The sequence below is a fragment of the Nocardioides ultimimeridianus genome (assembly GCF_054777895.1).
The window spans coordinates 39,927-56,997 of the sequence record NZ_BAAHAB010000020.1; the positions used below are offsets into that span (position 1 = coordinate 39,927).

General features: G+C 71.4%; 18 protein-coding genes. 9 read left to right on the forward strand and 9 right to left on the reverse strand.

The annotated features are described in order from the left end of the window. Window positions 1-76 precede the first annotated feature (76 nt). Together ACYU8V_RS17150 and ettA are read left to right on the forward strand one after the other, a co-directional pair. Complete coding sequence (locus ACYU8V_RS17150) at window positions 77-523, forward strand: single-stranded DNA-binding protein (protein WP_460849070.1); 447 nt, start codon at window positions 77-79, stop codon at window positions 521-523. A 62-nt stretch (window positions 524-585) separates the two neighbouring features. Next, window positions 586-2,268 carry an energy-dependent translational throttle protein EttA gene (gene ettA / locus ACYU8V_RS17155; RefSeq protein WP_460849072.1) on the forward strand — a complete coding sequence of 561 codons (1,683 nt, stop codon included), beginning with the start codon at window positions 586-588 and terminating at the stop codon, window positions 2,266-2,268. A 3-nt stretch (window positions 2,269-2,271) separates the two neighbouring features. Here ettA and ACYU8V_RS17160 read toward each other — a convergent pair whose 3' ends face one another. After that, window positions 2,272-2,808, reverse strand: coding sequence for a MarR family winged helix-turn-helix transcriptional regulator (locus ACYU8V_RS17160; protein WP_460849074.1), 537 nt, complete (start codon window positions 2,806-2,808; stop codon window positions 2,272-2,274). Between the two features lie 21 nt (window positions 2,809-2,829). Continuing rightward, on the reverse strand, window positions 2,830-4,044 hold the full coding sequence (locus ACYU8V_RS17165) for an acetyl-CoA C-acetyltransferase (protein WP_460849076.1): 1,215 nt from the start codon (window positions 4,042-4,044) through the stop codon (window positions 2,830-2,832). Window positions 4,045-4,162: 118 nt separating this feature from the next. Here ACYU8V_RS17165 and ACYU8V_RS17170 point away from each other — a divergent pair, with 118 nt between their 5' ends. Then, window positions 4,163-4,999 carry an acyl-CoA thioesterase gene (locus ACYU8V_RS17170; protein ID WP_460849078.1) on the forward strand — a complete coding sequence of 279 codons (837 nt, stop codon included), beginning with the start codon at window positions 4,163-4,165 and terminating at the stop codon, window positions 4,997-4,999. Here ACYU8V_RS17170 and ACYU8V_RS17175 read toward each other — a convergent pair. From ACYU8V_RS17175 to ACYU8V_RS17190, 4 genes are all read right to left on the reverse strand, one after another. Continuing rightward, window positions 4,960-5,535 carry an RNA polymerase sigma factor gene (locus tag ACYU8V_RS17175; RefSeq protein WP_460849079.1) on the reverse strand — a complete coding sequence of 192 codons (576 nt, stop codon included), beginning with the start codon at window positions 5,533-5,535 and terminating at the stop codon, window positions 4,960-4,962. The two genes, ACYU8V_RS17170 and ACYU8V_RS17175, sit on opposite strands and share 40 nt — an antisense overlap. Before the next feature lie 77 nt (window positions 5,536-5,612). Beyond that, complete coding sequence (locus ACYU8V_RS17180) at window positions 5,613-6,176, reverse strand: hypothetical protein (protein WP_460849080.1); 564 nt, start codon at window positions 6,174-6,176, stop codon at window positions 5,613-5,615. Window positions 6,177-6,317: 141 nt separating this feature from the next. Then, window positions 6,318-6,698, reverse strand: coding sequence for a globin (locus ACYU8V_RS17185; RefSeq protein ID WP_460849083.1), 381 nt, complete (start codon window positions 6,696-6,698; stop codon window positions 6,318-6,320). 18 nt (window positions 6,699-6,716) lie between these two features. After that, window positions 6,717-7,688: a mechanosensitive ion channel family protein gene (locus tag ACYU8V_RS17190; RefSeq protein WP_460849084.1), complete on the reverse strand. Its 972-nt coding sequence runs from the start codon at window positions 7,686-7,688 to the stop codon at window positions 6,717-6,719. Window positions 7,689-7,752: 64 nt separating this feature from the next. On the opposite strand from ACYU8V_RS17190, the gene ACYU8V_RS17195 reads away from it, so the two are divergent. Both ACYU8V_RS17195 and ACYU8V_RS17200 read left to right on the forward strand, forming a co-directional pair. Continuing rightward, window positions 7,753-8,109 carry a hypothetical protein gene (locus tag ACYU8V_RS17195; protein WP_460849085.1) on the forward strand — a complete coding sequence of 119 codons (357 nt, stop codon included), beginning with the start codon at window positions 7,753-7,755 and terminating at the stop codon, window positions 8,107-8,109. A gap of 5 nt (window positions 8,110-8,114) precedes the next feature. Continuing rightward, window positions 8,115-8,474 (forward strand): TPM domain-containing protein, encoded by a 360-nt coding sequence (locus ACYU8V_RS17200; protein ID WP_460849087.1) that lies wholly within the window; start codon window positions 8,115-8,117, stop codon window positions 8,472-8,474. A gap of 4 nt (window positions 8,475-8,478) precedes the next feature. On the opposite strand, the gene ACYU8V_RS17205 is transcribed toward ACYU8V_RS17200, so the two are convergent. After that, a complete protein-coding gene (locus ACYU8V_RS17205; protein WP_460849089.1) occupies window positions 8,479-8,850 on the reverse strand; it encodes a hypothetical protein in 372 nt (123 codons plus the stop codon). Window positions 8,851-8,996: 146 nt separating this feature from the next. Between ACYU8V_RS17205 and ACYU8V_RS17210 the strand changes: the two genes are divergently transcribed. Continuing rightward, on the forward strand, window positions 8,997-9,665 hold the full coding sequence (locus tag ACYU8V_RS17210) for a response regulator (RefSeq protein WP_460849090.1): 669 nt from the start codon (window positions 8,997-8,999) through the stop codon (window positions 9,663-9,665). Beyond that, window positions 9,665-11,383 (forward strand): histidine kinase, encoded by a 1,719-nt coding sequence (locus ACYU8V_RS17215; protein WP_460849092.1) that lies wholly within the window; start codon window positions 9,665-9,667, stop codon window positions 11,381-11,383. The genes ACYU8V_RS17210 and ACYU8V_RS17215 overlap by 1 nt, the downstream gene beginning before the upstream one ends. A gap of 4 nt (window positions 11,384-11,387) precedes the next feature. Here the strand turns inward: ACYU8V_RS17215 and ACYU8V_RS17220 are convergent, their stop codons facing one another. Together ACYU8V_RS17220 and pepN are read right to left on the reverse strand one after the other, a co-directional pair. Beyond that, window positions 11,388-11,825, reverse strand: coding sequence for a hypothetical protein (locus ACYU8V_RS17220; RefSeq protein WP_460849094.1), 438 nt, complete (start codon window positions 11,823-11,825; stop codon window positions 11,388-11,390). Window positions 11,826-11,948: 123 nt separating this feature from the next. Beyond that, window positions 11,949-14,519 carry an aminopeptidase N gene (gene pepN / locus ACYU8V_RS17225; RefSeq protein WP_460849095.1) on the reverse strand — a complete coding sequence of 857 codons (2,571 nt, stop codon included), beginning with the start codon at window positions 14,517-14,519 and terminating at the stop codon, window positions 11,949-11,951. Between the two features lie 176 nt (window positions 14,520-14,695). Here pepN and ACYU8V_RS17230 point away from each other — a divergent pair, with 176 nt between their 5' ends. Both ACYU8V_RS17230 and ACYU8V_RS17235 read left to right on the forward strand, forming a co-directional pair. Beyond that, complete coding sequence (locus ACYU8V_RS17230; protein WP_460849096.1) at window positions 14,696-16,333, forward strand: CHAP domain-containing protein; 1,638 nt, start codon at window positions 14,696-14,698, stop codon at window positions 16,331-16,333. A 36-nt stretch (window positions 16,334-16,369) separates the two neighbouring features. Next, complete coding sequence (locus ACYU8V_RS17235) at window positions 16,370-17,008, forward strand: mycothiol-dependent nitroreductase Rv2466c family protein (RefSeq protein WP_460849099.1); 639 nt, start codon at window positions 16,370-16,372, stop codon at window positions 17,006-17,008. The last annotated feature ends 63 nt before the right edge of the window (window positions 17,009-17,071 follow it).

Here is a 17,071-nt window from a genome sequence, read left to right on the forward strand (position 1 = left end):
CCGGCGGCTGTCGGAGCCTCCCTGTCGACTCGTCCCGAGCGACCGCACGCGGCGGTCGGGACGAGAGGACAGTCAGATGAGCAACGAGACGATGGTGACGATCCAGGGCTGGGTCGCGAACGACCCGGTCGTGCGGACCGTCAGCGGCCACGAGGTCGCCAACTTCCGGGTGGGGGTCACCCCGCGGCGCTTCCACCGCGGACGGCAGGAGTGGGTCGACGGCCAGACCCAGTGGTACGCCGTGAGCGCCTGGCGCGCCCTCGCCGCCAACTGTGGGCGGTCACTGCACAAGGGCGACCCGGTGATCGTCCACGGACGGCTCGAGCACCGCACCTACGTCAACGCGAGCAAGGTCGAGGTGGTGGCGCTCGAGATCGAGGCGCTCACCGTCGGGCACGACCTGTGCCGGGGCTTCGGCAACTTCTTGAAGTCGCCCGCGAAGCAGCCGGCGACCGTCCCCGGGCGGGACGCGGTCACCTGCGCGCCGGATCCGTTCGCCGACGTGGAGCCGAAGGTCGCCTGAGGGGCTCGACGGGGTCAGGGTCGGTTCTGTTCGGAGCGGCCCTGACCCGTAGCCTGTGCGGCATGGCGGAGTACATCCTTTCCCTGCGCAATGTTCGCAAGGCCCACGGCGACAAGGTCGTCCTCGACAACGTGACGCTCTCGTTCCTGCACGGGGCGAAGATCGGTGTCGTCGGCCCGAACGGCATGGGCAAGTCCTCCCTGCTCAAGCTGATGGCCGGTCTCGACCACCCCAACAACGGCGACATCGTCCGCGACCCGGACGCGACCGTCGGGATGCTGCAGCAGGAGCCGCCGCTGACCGAGGGCAAGACCGTTCTGGAGAACGTCGAGGAGGCCGTCCACGACATCAAGTCGAAGATGAAGCGCCTCGAGGATGCCTACATGGAGATGGGCGACCCGGACGCCGACCAGGACGCGCTCATGGCCGAGACCGGCGAGCTGCAGACCTACCTCGACAACCACAACGCGTGGGACGTCGACAGCCGGCTCGAGCAGGCGATGGACGCGCTGCGCTGCCCGCCGTCCGACGCCCTGGTCGACAACCTGTCCGGTGGTGAGCGCCGCCGCGTCGCGCTGTGCAAGCTGCTCCTCCAAGAGCCCGACCTGCTCCTGCTCGACGAGCCCACGAACCACCTGGACGCCGAGTCGGTGCAGTGGCTCGAGGGACACCTCAAGAGCTACAAGGGCGCCGTCCTGGCCGTCACCCACGACCGGTACTTCCTCGACAACGTCGCCGAGTGGATCGCCGAGGTCGACCGCGGCCAGATCCACGGCTACGAGGGCAACTACTCCACCTACCTGGAGACCAAGAAGGAGCGCCTCAAGATCGAGGGTCAGAAGGACGTCAAGCGCGCCAAGATGCTCGAGAAGGAGCTGGAGTGGGTCCGCTCCAACGCCAAGGCCCGCCAGACCAAGTCGAAGTCGCGTCTGGCCCGCTACGAGGAGCTCGCCGCCGAGGCCGACAAGGCCCGCAAGATCGACAGCGCCGACATCAACATCCCGCCGGGCCCGCGGCTCGGTGACATCGTGCTCGAGGCGCACGACCTGTCCAAGGGCTTCGAGGACCGCATCCTGTGGAACGACATCTCCTTCACGCTGCCGCGCGCGGGCATCGTGGGCGTCGTCGGCCCCAACGGCGTCGGCAAGACCACGCTGTTCCGGATGATCACCGGCGGCGAGACCCCGGACGCCGGCGAGCTCAAGGTCGGCACCACGGTCAAGATCTCCTACGTCGACCAGAGCCGTGGCGGCATCGACCCCAACAAGAACGTCTGGGAGGTCGTCTCCGACGGCCTGGACTTCATCAAGGTCGCCAACTTCGAGATGAACTCGCGCGCCTACGTCGCCTCGTTCGGCTTCAAGGGCCCCGACCAGCAGAAGAAGGCCGGCGTCCTCTCCGGCGGTGAGCGCAACCGGCTCAACCTGGCACTCACCCTCAAGCAGGGCGGCAACATGCTGCTCCTCGACGAGCCCACCAACGACCTGGACGTCGAAACCCTGTCCTCGCTCGAGGACGCGCTGCTCGACTTCCCCGGCTGCGCCGTGGTCACCTCCCACGACCGCTGGTTCCTGGACCGGATCGCCACCCACATCCTCGCCTGGGAGGGCGACGGCGAGGACGAGGGCAAGTGGTTCTGGTTCGAGGGCAACTTCGCCTCGTACGAGGAGAACAAGATCGAGCGGCTCGGCGCCGACGCCGCCCGTCCGCACCGCGTCACCCACCGTAGGTTGACGCGGGATTGAGCCCTACTCGCGGATCTCCAGCTCGGGGTGGTCTGCGATCAGGTGATCGGAGACCGCGCCGAAGACCCGCTCGACCGCTCGGAGGTCGGCGGGATCGGCGAGGTCGACGAGGTAGCGGCGTACGCCCTCGACGTGGACCGGGGCGGCGGCGCGCAGCGCCTCCCAGCCCTTGTCGGTGAGGCGCGCGACCACGCCCCGGCGGTCCTCGGCGAAGGTGCAGCGCTCGACGAGACCGTCGGCCTCCATCCGCCGGACGGTGTGGGTCAGCCGGCTGCGGCTGTGCGCCAGCGAGTCGGCGAGCTGGGCCATGCGCAGGCGACCGTCGTTCTCCGAGAGCCGGACCATGACCTCGTACTCGGTCAGCGACATGTCGAAGACCTTCTGCAGGTCACGGTCGAGGCGGTCGCGCAGCAGCGTCGTCCCGAGCATGTAGGCGCGCCAGGCACGCTGTTGCTCGACATCGAGCCAGCGCGGCTCACGGACCGTCGCGCAGGCGATGTCGTCGTCGATGTCGTCGTCGATGTCGTCGTCGGCCTCCACCCGCACGATCCTAGAGCGGCGTCAGCTCAGCCGCTCCAGGATCATCGCCATGCCCTGACCGCCGCCCACGCACATGGTGATCAGCCCGGTCGACTTGTCGTGCCAGTCCAGGCTGTTGATCATCGTGTTCTGCAGCCGGGCACCGGTCATGCCGAAGGGGTGACCGACCGCGATCGCGCCGCCGTTCACGTTGAGCTTCTCGATCGGGATGCCAAGGTCCTCGGCGGACGGCAGGACCTGCGCAGCGAACGCCTCGTTGATCTCGGCGAGGTCGATGTCGTCGATCGTCATGCCCGCGTTCTTCAGCGCGCGCCGGCTGGCCTCGACCGGGCCGAGGCCCATGATCTCGGGGGAGAGGCCGCTGACGCCGGTCGAGACGATCCGGGCCAGCGGCGTGAGGCCGAGCTCGGCGGCCTTGGTGTCGGACATGATCACGACCGCCGCGGCGCCGTCGTTGAGCGGGCAGCAGTTGCCGGCGTTCACCACGCCGTCGGGCCGGAACACCGGCTTGAGCTGCGAGATCGACTCATACATCACGCCGGCGCGCGGCCCGTCGTCGGCGCTGACCACGGTCCCGTCGGCGAGCGTGACCGGGGTGATCTCGCGCGCCCAGAAGCCGTCCGCGATCGCCTTCTCGGCCAGGTTCTGCGAGCGGACTCCGAACCGGTCGAGGTCCTCGCGGCTCAGCCCACGCATCCGCGCGACGTTCTCGGCGGTCTGGCCCATCGCGATGTAGACGTCCGGCAGCAGCCCGTCCTCGCGCGGGTCGTGCCAGTCCCGGCCGCCCGCCGCGTAGCCCTCGGTGCGCGCCTGGGCGTCGGCGAACAGCGGGTTCTTGGTGTTCGGGATGTGGTCCGAGGTGCCGAACTGGTAGCGCGACACGGTCTCGACGCCCGCTGAGATGAACACGTCGCCCTCGCCCGCCTTGATCGCGTGGAAGGCCATCCGCGAGGTCTGCACCGACGAGGAGCAGTAGCGGGTGATCGTCGCGCCCGGGATCTCGTAGCCCATCAGCGTGGTCACGATCCGTGCCATGTTGTTGCCGGCCTCGCCGCCGGGGAGGCCGCAGCCGAGGTAGAAGTCGTCGACGTCGTTGGGGTCCAGCGCGGGGATCGTGTCCAGCGCGGCCTTCGCGATGAGGGCGGTCAGGTCATCGGGCCGGAAGTCCTTCAGCGAGCCCTTGTTGGCCCGGCCGATCGGCGTACGGGCGGCGGAGACGATGACTGCTTCGGGCATGCGGGACTCCCCTGGAGGTCGGGCTGGGCTGTCGGTGCGGACGCGGCCGAGCCTAGCGCGCAAAACTGGAACACGTTCCAGTTGTCTCGCCGCGCAGGCGGTCTGCGAGCATGAGCCCGTGCGCCACCGGACCTCCTGCCCGCTGCGCTGGGCCGACCTCGACCTGCTCGGACACGTCAACAACGTGCGGTACGCCGACTACCTGCGCGCGGGGCGCGACGACCTGCTGCGCACCGCCGGCATCGACGTGGGCCTCGCCGGTCTTCCGGTACGCCGCCACGAGCTGACCTTCGTCGCGCCGCTGATGTTCGGCCGGGAGCCGATCGTCGTCGAGAGCTCGCTCGCCGAGCTCGACGAGGCCGGTGCGACGCTCCGGCACGTGCTCCTCGGCCCCGGGCCCGAGCCGGTCGTGCACCTGCGCGCGCGGACCGAGGTCGCGTGGGCCACGAGCGGGGGACCCACCGCCGCCCAGCGCGCGGCGCTGGAGCCGTACGTCGATCCTGCCGAGCCACGCCCCACGCCCGAGCCGGTCCGGGTGCGTGCGGACGAGGAGAGCCACTACCCGCTCGTGGTCCGGGCGGGCGACCTCGACAGCACCGGTCACGCGAGCGATGTCTCGCTGGTGGAGTTCTTCCAGGAGGCGCGGATCGGCTTCTTCGACCGGCTGCGGCGCGCCGGGCTGGAGCGGGGGACGCTCCGCTGGGTCGTGGCCCAGACCGACATCGACCACCTGCGACCGCTGGCCGGCCGCACTTCGGCGTACGACTGCTACACCCGGCTGGCCCGGCTCGGCCGCAGGTCCCTGACGGTCGAGTCGGTGATCCGGGACGACGACGGTGTCGACCACGCCGCCGCCCGGGTGGTGCTCGTCGTGTTCGACCCGGTGGCGAACCGGTCGGTGGACCCGCCGCCGGGCTACCGCGAGGTGCTGGAGACGTTCGTCGCCCCGGGCTGACCCCCCGGTCGCGGTTCCAGTTGCCCGCGCAGCTTCTTCAGGCCGCGGTGCCGCGCCACCCGTACGGCGACGGCGCTGATGCCGAGCGCCTCCGCCGTGGCGGCCGCGTCGAGCTCGAGGACCTCCATGCAGGTCAGCACGTCGCGCTCCCGGTCGGGGAGGCCGGCGAGCGTACGCCGGACCCAGTCGCTCTCGGCGTGGTGGCCCTCCGGACCGGCGACCCGTCCGTCGTCGACCGGGCGGGCCGCGTCGGACTCCGCGCGCCGGGCCGCCCGGCGACGCGAGTTCAGGCCGAAGTTGCGGGCGATGCCGAACAGCCAACCGGCGAAGTCGTCGCTGGTGCCGGTGAAGTCGGCCACCTTCTCGGCGGCCACGAGCCACGCCGCCGCGGCGATGTCGTCGGCGGAGTCGCCCACCCCGGTGTTGCGGGACTCCAGCCACACCACCAACCGACCGGCGTGGGCTCGATAGAGCTCACGCCAAGCATCGGGGTCACCGTCCTTCGCGGCGGCGACGATCGCGTCGTCGACGTGCACCTAGCGTGATCCGCTCCTTGTCCCCGAGTCCGTGGGTGGATCTGGCAGGGGGAGTCTAACGCCGGGGGTGAGGAAGATCAGTGGTTCCGCTGAGACGCCGGGCCGCTGCTGTGGTGCCGGCCGCGGCTCTTGCCCCAGCCGTAGTGGTGGCCGATGCCCAGGCCCGGCCAGGCGCCTGCGGTGACCGGTCCGGGACCGTTGCCCGTGGTCGGCTGCGCGTGGCCCGCGGCGTGCTGGCGATGCCGGTGCGCGGTGCTCGTGCCCCGTGCTGCGTGGCTCTTCGCGGAGTGGCTGGCCGCGTCCGGCAGCCCCGTCGGCGCGGGGCTACCGGACGGGGAGTCGCCGGATTGTGGGGATCCGGCGACTCCGGTCGGGGTGGTCGGGACCATCGCGGCGTGATGGATCTCGCGGTGGCCGAACGGGGTGTCGGCCCCGGCGAGCGCGCCTGCGGCCCAGCTGGTCACCCCGAGGAGGGCGACCACGACCGCGACGACGGCCGTGCGCAGCCCGACCAGCCAAGGCGTCCCAGGTGAGGGCACCGAACCGGCGCTCGCGGCGACCAGTCGCTCCAGCATCACGTCACCGGGCTCGAGCGTCGGGATGTCGATCCGCAACGCTGGGTGCCGGGAGCTGGGGGCCATCGAACTTCCTCGAGTGAGCGGCCGGGCCCGATGTGGGGTCGGGCCCGGCCAGGGGACGTACTCATGCATACCTGTCACGGCCCCGACCGATTGTTACAGGCGCTCCAGAATTTCTTTTTCGGGTGTCGCGCCGCGGTGTGATCAGCCGGGTGTGTTCACCATGAAGGTCGCGGCGTGGGTGACGTACTCCCAGAACCGGGCGTCCTGCTCGGGGGTCAGCCCGGCCCCGTCCAGGGCCGCCCGGAAGTGCGAGAGCCAGTGGTCGCGCGCGGCGGTGTCGACGGCGAAGGGGGCGTGGCGCATGCGGAGACGTGGGTGCCCACGGCGCTCGGAGTACGTCGTCGGCCCGCCCCAGTACTGCACCAGGAACATCAGGAACCGCTCCTCGGCGGGACCGAGGTCGGCCTCGGGGTACATCGGCCGCAGCACCTCGTCCTGCGCGACGCCTGCGTAGAACCGGGCGACGATCCCTCGGAAGGTCTCGAACCCGCCGATCTCCTCGTAGAAGCTGACCTCGCTCACCGCTCCATCATCCCCCGCTCACCCGTCCGCGGCGGCGGGGGTGCCCGCCCGGTCCTCGCTCTGCCAGACGACGCGCTGGGAGAACGGGATCCGGATGCCCTCGTGGTCGAACCGGGCCTTGATCCGCTGACGCAGCGTGCGGGCGACGGCCCACTGCTGGAGCGGCGCGGTCTTCACCATCAGCCGGACGGTGATCGAGTCGAGGCTGATCGCCTCCACGCCGGTGACCTCCGGCTCCTCGACGATGATGCCGGTGTAGTCCTCGTCCTCCCACATGTCGTGGGCGACCTCGCGGAGCACCTGCTGGACCTGGACGAGGTCCGAGCTCGGGTCGACCTGCACGTCGATGACGGCTCGCGACCAGTTCTGGCTCTGGTTGCCGACGCGCGCGATGGAGCCGTTGGGTACGTACCAGACCGTGCCCTGCACGTCCCGCAGTCGCGTCATCCGCAAGGTGACCACCTCGACGGTGCCGGAGGCGTCGCCGACGTCGACGACGTCGCCGACGCCGTACTGGTCCTCGAGGAAGATGAAGATGCCCGCCAGGAAGTCCTTGACCAGCGACTGCGCGCCGAAGCCGAGAGCGAGGCCGATGATCCCGGCGCTGGCGATGATCGGGGCGATGTTGACCCCGATCACGCTGAGCACCATGGTGCCGAAGATCGCGATCAGCACCACCGTGATGATGCTGTTCAGGACGCCGGCCATCGTGGCCGCGCGCTGCTTGCGCCGCGCCGCCACGGGGCTCTCGACCCGCTCGGGCAGGACACCGCGCTCGGCCCGTCGTGCGATCCGGTCGATCAGCCGCTGGAGCGCCCAGCGGATGACCACCGCGAGCAGGATCAGTCCGAGGATGGCGAGCGGGCGTCCGATGACCACGTTGGACCAGCTGGCCAGCTCGGTGCTGCCGGTCACCTTGTAGGTCAGGTCGCAGACCATGTGGCCGTCGCACGTCGCCGTCGAAGTCACGTCGATGGGGAGGAAGTGCATCCACCCAGTCAAACAGGGCCAGGGTGGTGGGCCGGGAGCCGGGGGAGCCGATACCCTGTCACCCGTGATCAGGACCGCCGTACGCCGCTCCGCAGCCGTCTTCGCGCTCACGACCGCTCTCGTCGCCTCCGGTGGCGCCGCGTTCGCCGACACCCCGGTGCCGGGCGGGGGCTGGGAGACCAAGCCGCCCGTCAACGACCTGCACGCCTGGCTGATCTTCGTCGGCATCCCGGTGCTGCTGATGCTGGTCATCGCGGCGCTGGTCCTGGCGCCGGCCCTCGCCCGCGGCGAGCGGCTGTTCTACGCCGGCGACCCCGAGCCCGAGGGCCAGTGGCTCGGTGGCCCGCGCAAGGCGGTGGGCGAGCTCGCCCAGCCCGACACCGAGGACTCTGCAGCCGGCGGCGCCGGCGGCACGTGGTGATCGGGGTGGCCCACACTCACCTCAGCCATGCCGACCAGGCACGCCTGGACGCGACGATCCGCACCGCCGAGCAGTCCTGCCGGGCGGAGATCTCGGTCTACCTGGGCGCCGCCGAGGGCGACATCCGCGACTTCGCGACCAGCCTGCACAACACGCTGGTGCTCCCCAGCCGCAGCATCCTGGTGATGGTCGACCCCGAGCGCCGCGCCGTCGAGGTCGTGACCGGTGGCCAGGTCCGCGCGTCGCTGCCCGACGAGCGGGTCGCCGCCATCGTGGAGGAGATGACCAGGGCGTTCGCCGCGGGCGACCTCCTCGGCGGTCTCACCGTCGGCATCGAGCGCTTCGGCCGGGAAGCGTCCGTCTGATCGCTCACCCGGTCGTCGTACGCCGCTCGGGGTAGAACAGCAGCACCACGGCGAGCATCGTCAACAAGACATAGACCCCTGCGGTCAGCTCCAGGCCGGTCGCGACGCCCGGCACCAGGAACGCGGGCACGGCCGCAAGCGCGGCGACGATCATCAGCACCGACGCGATACGGCGCGGTGCGACGCGGTTCTCCCGCCACGACACCACCAGCAGCGCCACCACGACCAGGGCGATCGCGATGCTGATCACGATGACCGGTGTCGGAGGCCCCGAGGAGTGCTGGGGCAGGGCGGCCGCGCCGCCTGCAGCGTTCGCCACCGTGACGGCGACGGCCAGGACGTGGCCGGCTCTCTTCGGTGCGGTGAGGTCGCTCATCGGGTGCTCCCATCGGGTGGGCCGCTGCAGGGGCGGCGGGAGGCTCAGCGTCCCGAGTCGTCGAGCCTCCAGGCTAGGGCACCGGCTCCCCGATGGCGGGAGTCGTTTCCCGCCACGGGGGCCGCGGGTGGCGCGATGATGGGACCGTGACGATCCGCGTGCTGGTGGCCGACGACCACACGGTGGTCCGCGACGGTCTCAGCGCCGTCCTGGGGCGGCTGGAGGGCTTCGAGGTCGTCGGCGAGGCGCGCGACGGCGAGGAGGCGGTCAAGCAGGTCCAGCTGCTGCGGCCCGACGTGGCGCTGATGGACATCCGCATGCCCGGGGTCGACGGCGTCGAGGCGACCCGGCGCATCGTCGCCGTCGCTCCCGCGACGGCCGTGCTCATGCTGACGATGTACGACGACGACGCGACCGTCCTCGCCGCCATCCGGGCCGGTGCGCGCGGCTACCTGTTGAAGGACGCGGGCCACGAGGAGATCGCGACCGCGCTGCGGGCAGTCGTCGCCGGGCAGGTCGTCTACGGCCCGGCGGTCGCAGCCCGCATGCTGGCCGCGCTCACCGATCCGCCGCGCGGACCGCTGCCCACACCGCCCCCGTTCCCCGAGCTCACCGACCGTGAGCGGTCGATCCTGGAGCTGCTGGCTGCCGGACGGCGTACCGGCGAGATCGCAGCGGAGCTCTACCTCTCGCCGAAGACGGTGAGCAACCAGCTCACGACCATCTTCGCCAAGCTCGGCGTCACCGACCGCACCGGCGCCGTGATCAGGGCACGCGAGGGGGGTCTCGGCGGGCCCGATCCGGTGCCGGGCTGATGCCCGCGCAGGTGCTCGCGGCGCTGTCGGCACTCGCGGTGCTGCAGGTCGTCGGCGGCGCGGCGGTCGCGACCCGCACCCCGGCCGTGCTCTCGGGCGTCCTGCACGCCCTCGCCGGCGTCGCCGCCGGGGCGACGGCGCTGGTCGCCGCCCGTCAGGGGCCGTGGGGTGTGCCGGCGATCGGGTTCGGGGAGCTGATGTGCGCGGCCATGATCGCGTTTCCGCGGTGGCGGCTCGACTGGTCGATGGGTGCCGCACTCCTGGCTCTGGGAGCCGTCCCTCTCGTGTCCTTGCTGCAGCCCACGCCCCAGACCTTCGCGCTGGACGTGGGCACGGGGCTCGCGTGCATCACCCTCCTGCAGCTGTGGTGGAGGTACGAGACCTGCCCCGCCGAGGAGCGGCGGCCCCTGGTGTGGCAGCTGGTCGCCGGAAGCGTGGTGACGCTCGTCGGTCTCACGACGAGCTTCGCCGCAGCCGGCGCCACGGTCACGGCCCTCGCCGTGCTCACACCGCTGCTCGTCGTCGTGGCCGCCTGGATCGGCGGGACACGACCCCAGGTGCTCGACGTGCGAGGCGTCGTGGTGCGGGTCGTCGTCGACATCTCCACCGCACTCGGGCTGTGGGTCGCCTTCGAGCTGCTCGTCGCGTTGTGGACGACGGCGGGCGGCACCCGACCGACGGTGCCCGGCTACGGCCTCCTGGCGCTGGTGCCCGCTGTCGCGTTCCACCCGGTACGCCGGCAGCTGCGGCTCGTCGCGGACGAGCTGCTGTTCGGCGTACGGCCTGATCCGCTGGCGGCCGCAGGGCGCGTGGCGGTGGGTGTCGGGGACGATCCCGCCACCGGGCTGGAGGCGCTCCGCACAGCCCTGGTGCTGCCGTACGCCGCCGTCCGTGTCGACGGCCTGCCGGTGACCCAGGCGGGGGAGCGTGCCGAGCACGAGCACGTTCTGCCGCTCGTCCTGGACGGCGAGCGGGTGGGCGAGCTCGTGGTCGGGCTGAGGCCGGGCGACCTGCGACTGCCGGCCGACGACGCCAAGGTCCTCGGTCTCGCCGCACCGCTGCTCGCCCAGAGCGTGCGGGCGCGGGCGCTCGCCGATCACCTGCAGAGCGCGCGCGAGCAGGCGGCCAGTGCGCGCGAGGAGGAGCGGCTGCGGCTGCGGCGCGACCTTCACGACGGGCTCGGGCCCCGTCTGTCCGGCATCGCGTTCACCGCCGATGCGGCGCGGCTGAGTGCGGAGGACCCGGCCGAGTCCCTGGCCCACCTCGATCGGGTGCGTGCCGAGGCGGTCAGCGCGATCCGCGAGATCCGCGAGCTGGTCTACGGGATGCGCCCGCCGGCGCTGGACGAGGTCGGCCTGGTCGAGGCGATCCGGCTGCAGGCGGCGGTGATGCGGGCCATGGACGGCCGGCCGATGCGGATCACGGTGGGCGCCGCCGGGCTCCCGCCGCTCGGCGCCGCGGTCGAGGTGGCGGCGTACCGGATCGTCGTGGAGGCGCTGCACAACGCCGCGCGGCACAGCGGATCGGACCGCGCCGACGCGACGCTCGCGGTGGTCGGCGGCTCGCTGCACCTGGACGTCGTCGACGCCGGCATGACCGGCATGGCGTGGGTCCCCGGGGTCGGCCTGTCGTCGATGCGCGAGCGCGCGGTGGAGCTCGGCGGCACCCTCGTCACCGGTGATCGGAGGGTGCACGCCGAGCTGCCGCTGCGCTCGTGACGGGTCAGCTCGACCAGGTCACGACGGTCGACACGATGCCCTTGTCCGGGTTGACGATCGTGTCGCGGACGGTGCCCGTGGCGCCGGCGTACCGGCCCGTGCCGCCCGTGACCCTGCCGGTCCCGCTGGTGCCCTTGACCGTTCCGGTCACGTACATCAGCCCGCCGGCCAGGGAGAACGCGCCGCGCAGGTGGATGACCCCGTCGGGGCCGACGGTGCCGCTGACGACGTCGAATCCGACGACCGTGCCGTTGCGGACGAGCTTGTCGGCGCCCCCGAACCTCTGGCCCAGCTGCGAGCCGGCCAGCGAGTGGGAGGTGAAGCGGAGCGTGTGCGACGTGGCCCGGGCCTGTGCGGCCGGGCCGTGCCCGAGGGTGAGGGGGGCGGCGACAGCCGCGCAGGCGGCGGCGCCGGCGATGCTGCGGCGTACGAGGTGAGACATGGCTCCTCCTGAGAGCGTTGGGTGGATGCCCTCAGCCTCGGAGCGGCGCCACTCCCCGGGACAGGGGAGTGGTTCCGCTCTGTCGGGAGCCGACTCCTGCCAGCTCCCGACAGAGCGGGAACGTCAGCGGGCGTCGCGTGCCTGGGCGGCCAGCGCGCGGGCGACGTCGTCGCGGCCCTCGCGCACGTAGCGCACCGCGCCCGGGTTGACGTCGTCGGCGTTGGCGGCCAGCCAGGCGTCGACGGTGTCCAGCGTGGCCTGGGTCGCGACCAGCCGCGGGAACAGCGCGGTCAGCGCGACCGCGGCCTTGTGGCTGCCCAGCCGGTCCCAGGTCGCGGGAGCGTCGGCGAGGAAGCGCTCGACGTACGGCGCCAGCACCTCCTGCTGACCCTCGCGCCAGAACGACAAGGCCACGCTGCGGGCGGTCTCGTTGGGCACCGAGCCGTCGACCATGCCCTGCTCCCAGGCGCGCGCCTTGGCCTCGGCGGTCGGCATCGACGCGCGCGCGGCGGCGGCCTTCTCCTGACCGGTGATGGTCTGGTCCGAGGCGAGCTCGGCATCGATCCGGGCGTCGTCGGCGCGCCCCAGGCGGGCCAGGTTGGCCAGCAGGTGCCAGCGCATCTCCTGGTCCACCGCGAGGCCGTCGATCACCAGCGAGCCGTCCAGGAGGGCCTCCAGGTCCGCGATGGCCGGGTCGGTGTGGGCGACCGTGGCGTAGGCCTGGGCGAAGGTGAGCTGGTGGTCCGAGCCGGGCTCGGCCGCGAGCAGCAGCTCCTTCAGGCCGGCCTCCCACCGGTCGCGCAGCGCGTCGCGGCGGGCCGGGTCGCTGTAGACGCTGACCGACTGGGCGGCGTACGTCGGGATCCGGCTGATGCCCCACGAGTCCGTCTCCGACCCGACGTTGCCGAGCACCAGCTCGACGAAGTCGTGGGCCGGCATCTCGGCGTCACGGGTCATGTCCCAGGCCGCGCCCCACACCAGCGCGCGGGCCAGCGAGTCCTCGATCGCGGCGAGGTCGGCGATGGCGGTCGCCAGCGAGCGCTCGTCGAGGCGGATCTTGGCGAAGGCCAGGTCGCCGTCGTTGAGCAGCAGCAGGTCCGGCTGCCTCTCGCCGACCAGATCGGCGATCTCGGTGCGCGCACCGACCACGTCGACCTCGACGTACGACGTCCGCACGAGCCGGCCGGAGTCGTCCTTGTCGTAGCAGCCGACGCCGAGCCGGTGCCGGCGCAGCGTCGGGTAGGCCTCGGGGGCGGTCTGCACGACCGCGAAGGAGGAGTAGGTGCCGTCGGGCGCGACCTCGAAGGCCGGCGCCAGGGTGTTGGTGCCCGCGGTCTGCAGCCACTCCTGGGCCCAGCCCGACAGCTCGCGCCCGGAGGCCGCCTCGAGGGCGGTCAGCAGGTCGTCGAAGGTGGTGTTGCCGTAGGCGTGGTCGCGGAAGTACTGCCCCAGACCCTTGAGGAACGGCTCCAGCCCGACCCACGCGACCAGCTGCTTGAGCACCGCCGCGCCCTTGGCGTAGGTGATCATGTCGAAGTTCACCTCGACCGCGTGCAGGTCGACCATGTCGGCCGCGATCGGGTGCGTGCTGGGCAGCGCGTCGGCGCGGTAGCCGGTCTGCTTGCGGGCGTTGGTGAAGCCGGTCCAGGCGTCGTCGTACGACGTCGCGAGGGCCTCGGCGTGGTAGCAGGCCCACTCGGCGAACGACTCGTTGAGCCAGAGGTCGTCCCACCACTTCATGGTCACCAGGTCGCCGAACCACATGTGGGCCATCTCGTGCAGGATCACCGAGGCGCGGAACTCGTAGAACGAGCGCGGCTGCCGGGAGCGGGGGAGGTACTCATCGCGCAGCGTGACCGCGCCGGCGTTCTCCATGGCGCCGGCGTTGAACTCCGGCACGTAGAGCTGGTCGTACTTGCCGAAGGGGTACGGCACGCCGAACTGGGCCTCGAAGAACTCGAAGCCCTGCTGGGTGAGGGTGACGATCTCCGCGCGGTCGCGGTCCAGCTCGGCCCGGAGCGACTGACGGCTGAAGTGACCGAGCGGGATGGTGCCGTTGGGGCCGGTGTACTCGTCGCGGACCTCGTAGTAGGGGCCGGCGACGATCGCGGTGACGTAGGTCGAGAGCCGCGGGGTCGGGGCGAAGGTCCAGGTGGCGAAGCCGTCGCGCAGCGGCGCGGGCTCCGGGGTGGGGGAGTTGGAGACGACCTTCCAGCCGGCGGGGGCGTGGACGGTGAAGGCGAACGGGGCCTTGAGGTCGGGCTGCTCGAAGGTGGTGAAGACGCGCCGCGCGTCGGGCACCTCGAACTGGCTGTAGAGGTAGACGCGGCCGTCGGCGGGGTCGACGAAGTGGTGCAGACCCTCGCCGGTGTGCGAGTAGGTGCAGTCGGCCTTGACCACCAGCACGTTCTCGGCGGCCAGGTCGCGCAGGGTGATCCGGCTGTCGGCGTACACCTCCGCGGGATCCAGGGCGGTGCCGTTGAGCGAGAGCTCGTGGATCGTGGCGCCGACCAGGTCGGCGAACGTCTCGGCACCGGTCTCGCGTGCGGTGAACGCGATCGTGGTGGTCGATCCGAACGTGGTGACGCCATCGGTCTCGGCCTGGGTGAGGTCGAGCTCGACTGCGTAGGACGTGACGTCGATGAGCGCGGAGCGGGCGGTGGCCTCGGCGCGCGTCAGGTTGGTTCCGGGCATGTCCTGGATCTTTCCACCGGGTGGCCGAAGGGAAGGAAACGGGGAGACCTGGGCCACAAGAGAATCGCGAACTACAACGGTGTAACTCTAAAAAGTCAACGCGACACGCCGGTGATCCGTGTGTTTCTTGGGGTTTTTGTTGCGTTTTGGGGTCTGCGTGCCAGAAGGTAAGCGGCATGCGACGCGGAGCCCTGACCGTGCGCTGGTGGTCCGCAGTGACCGCCGGCGCCCTGTTCACGACCCTGCTCGTGCTGACCGGGGGGCGCGGAATGTTGCTCCACGCGCGCGAGACCTCGGGACTGAGCTACTTCTGCAGCGGCTACTCGGGTTGTCGCTCCGCCGGCTACTCCGACAGCGGGTACGGCGCCGTGAGCAACCGGATGTACTGGCGGATGTACCCGGGCCACAACTGCGTCAACTACGCGGCCTACCGGATGATCCAGGCGGGCATGCCGAACACCCGGCCGTGGACCGGCGGCGGCAACGCCGCCAACTGGGGCCACGCGATGGCGAGCATCACCAACAGCACGCCCGCCGTCGGGGCCGTGGCCTGGTGGGACGCCTACCACCACGTCGGCTCTGCCGGTCACGTCGCGTACGTCGAGAAGGTGATCTCGCCGACCGACATCATCATCTCCGAGGACTCCTGGAGCGGGACCTTCCACTGGCAGGAGGTCACCGCCGACGGCGGCTTCTGGCCCAGCGGCTTCATCCACTTCCGCGACAAGGACGCTGGCCCGGTGCTGGCGAACAAGGTCGCTCCCTTCATCACCGGCACCGCGCAGGTCGGCCAGACGCTGACCGGTCACGTCGGGACCTGGGCCGGCGACCCCTCGGCCTTCGCCTACCAGTGGACCGTGGGCGGTGCGGCCATCCCGGGAGCGACCGCGGCGACGTACACGCCCACCGGCACGCAGATCGGCAAGCCGATCGGCCTGAGCGTCACCGGCAGCCACGCGAAGTCGACCTCGGTCACCGCGACGGCCGCGGCGACGAGCAACGTGCTCCGCGGCGCGTTCACCAACGCGACGCTGCCCACCGTGACGGGCGACCCGATCATCGACCAGACCCTCACGGCGGACCCGGGCGACTGGACGCCGGCGCCGACGTCGTACACCTACCAGTGGATCGCGGACGGCAAGTGGATTCCGGGGGCGACCTCCGCGACGCTGCCGCTGACCGCCGACATGCTCGGCCAGCAGATCAAGGTGATCACCCACGCCCGCGGCGCCGGGTTCCGGACCGCGACGCGGACCTCGCCCACGCCGGTCACGGTGCTCGGACGGATCGTCGTGACCCGCCCGTTCGCGATCAGCGGGCCGGCCGAGATGGGCGGGACGCTGAGCGTCCGCGGCGCCTTCACGCCGACCACGGCCGCCCCGAGCTATCAATGGCTGCGCGATGGCGCGCCCGTCACGGGCGCGACCGCGTCGACGTACCGACTCAAGGCCGCCGACCTCGGGCACACGATGTCGGTGCAGGTCGCGCTGGCCGGGACGAACTACGTCCCGGTCTCGCAGACGGCCTCGGACGACCGGCTGGTCCGCTCGGCCGGCCACCTGGTGCTCCACTCGGTCGGGCGCAACGGCGAGGCCGTCGTCCGGATCCATGTGCGGGCTCCCGGCATGGCGCCGGTGACCGGTCGTGTCCAGGTGCGCGTCGCTCGGATGCGTCAGACGGTCACGCTGGTGAACGGCAGCGCGCGGCTCGTCTTCGACGGGCTCAAGCCCGGTCGCTACGGGGTGTTCGCCTACTTCCTGCGCAGCGACGAGGTCCACGAGACCCACACCTTCGGCGGGGTGCGGGTGCTCTGACCTGGGCGTTGGTCCGCCCCTGGCATGCTGGAAAGCATGACGGATGCAACCACCACCAAGGACCGGGCCGACTTCTGGTTCGACCCGCTCTGCCCGTTCGCCTGGATCAGCTCGCGCTGGATCCTGGAGGTCGAGAAGGTCCGCGACATCCAGGTGTCGTGGCACGTGATGAGCCTCGCCTACCTCAACCAGGACCGGGACATCGATGACTGGTACCGGGAGTTCCTCAAGCCGGCGTGGGGGCCCGTCCGTGTCCTGATCGCCGCCCAGCAGCAGTACGGCGACGGGGTGCTCCTCCCGCTGTACACCGCTCTCGGTGAGCGCATCCACGTCGGTGGCCGCTCCCTGCGCGACGAGGCCGACCACGGCCGCTCTCTCATCGCCGAGGCCCTCGCCGAGGCGGGCCTGCCGGCCGACCTGGTCGACGCGATGGACGACGGCGCCCTCGACCACGCCGTGGTGAAGTCCCACCACGAGGGCATGGACCAGGTCGGCGACGACGTCGGCACGCCGACCATCAGCGTCAACGGCAGCGCGTTCTTCGGCCCGGTGCTGAGCAAGATCCCGCGCGGCGAGGAGGCCGGCCGGCTCTGGGACGGGTGCGTCGCGGTGGCGTCGTTCCCCTACTTCTACGAGCTCAAGCGCAGCCGGACCGGGGACCTCGACTTCAGCTGACGTCGTGTGACTCGTGGGACGGGAGTGACACGCGCGACAAGTCGAAGTCCGCAATCGGGCGGC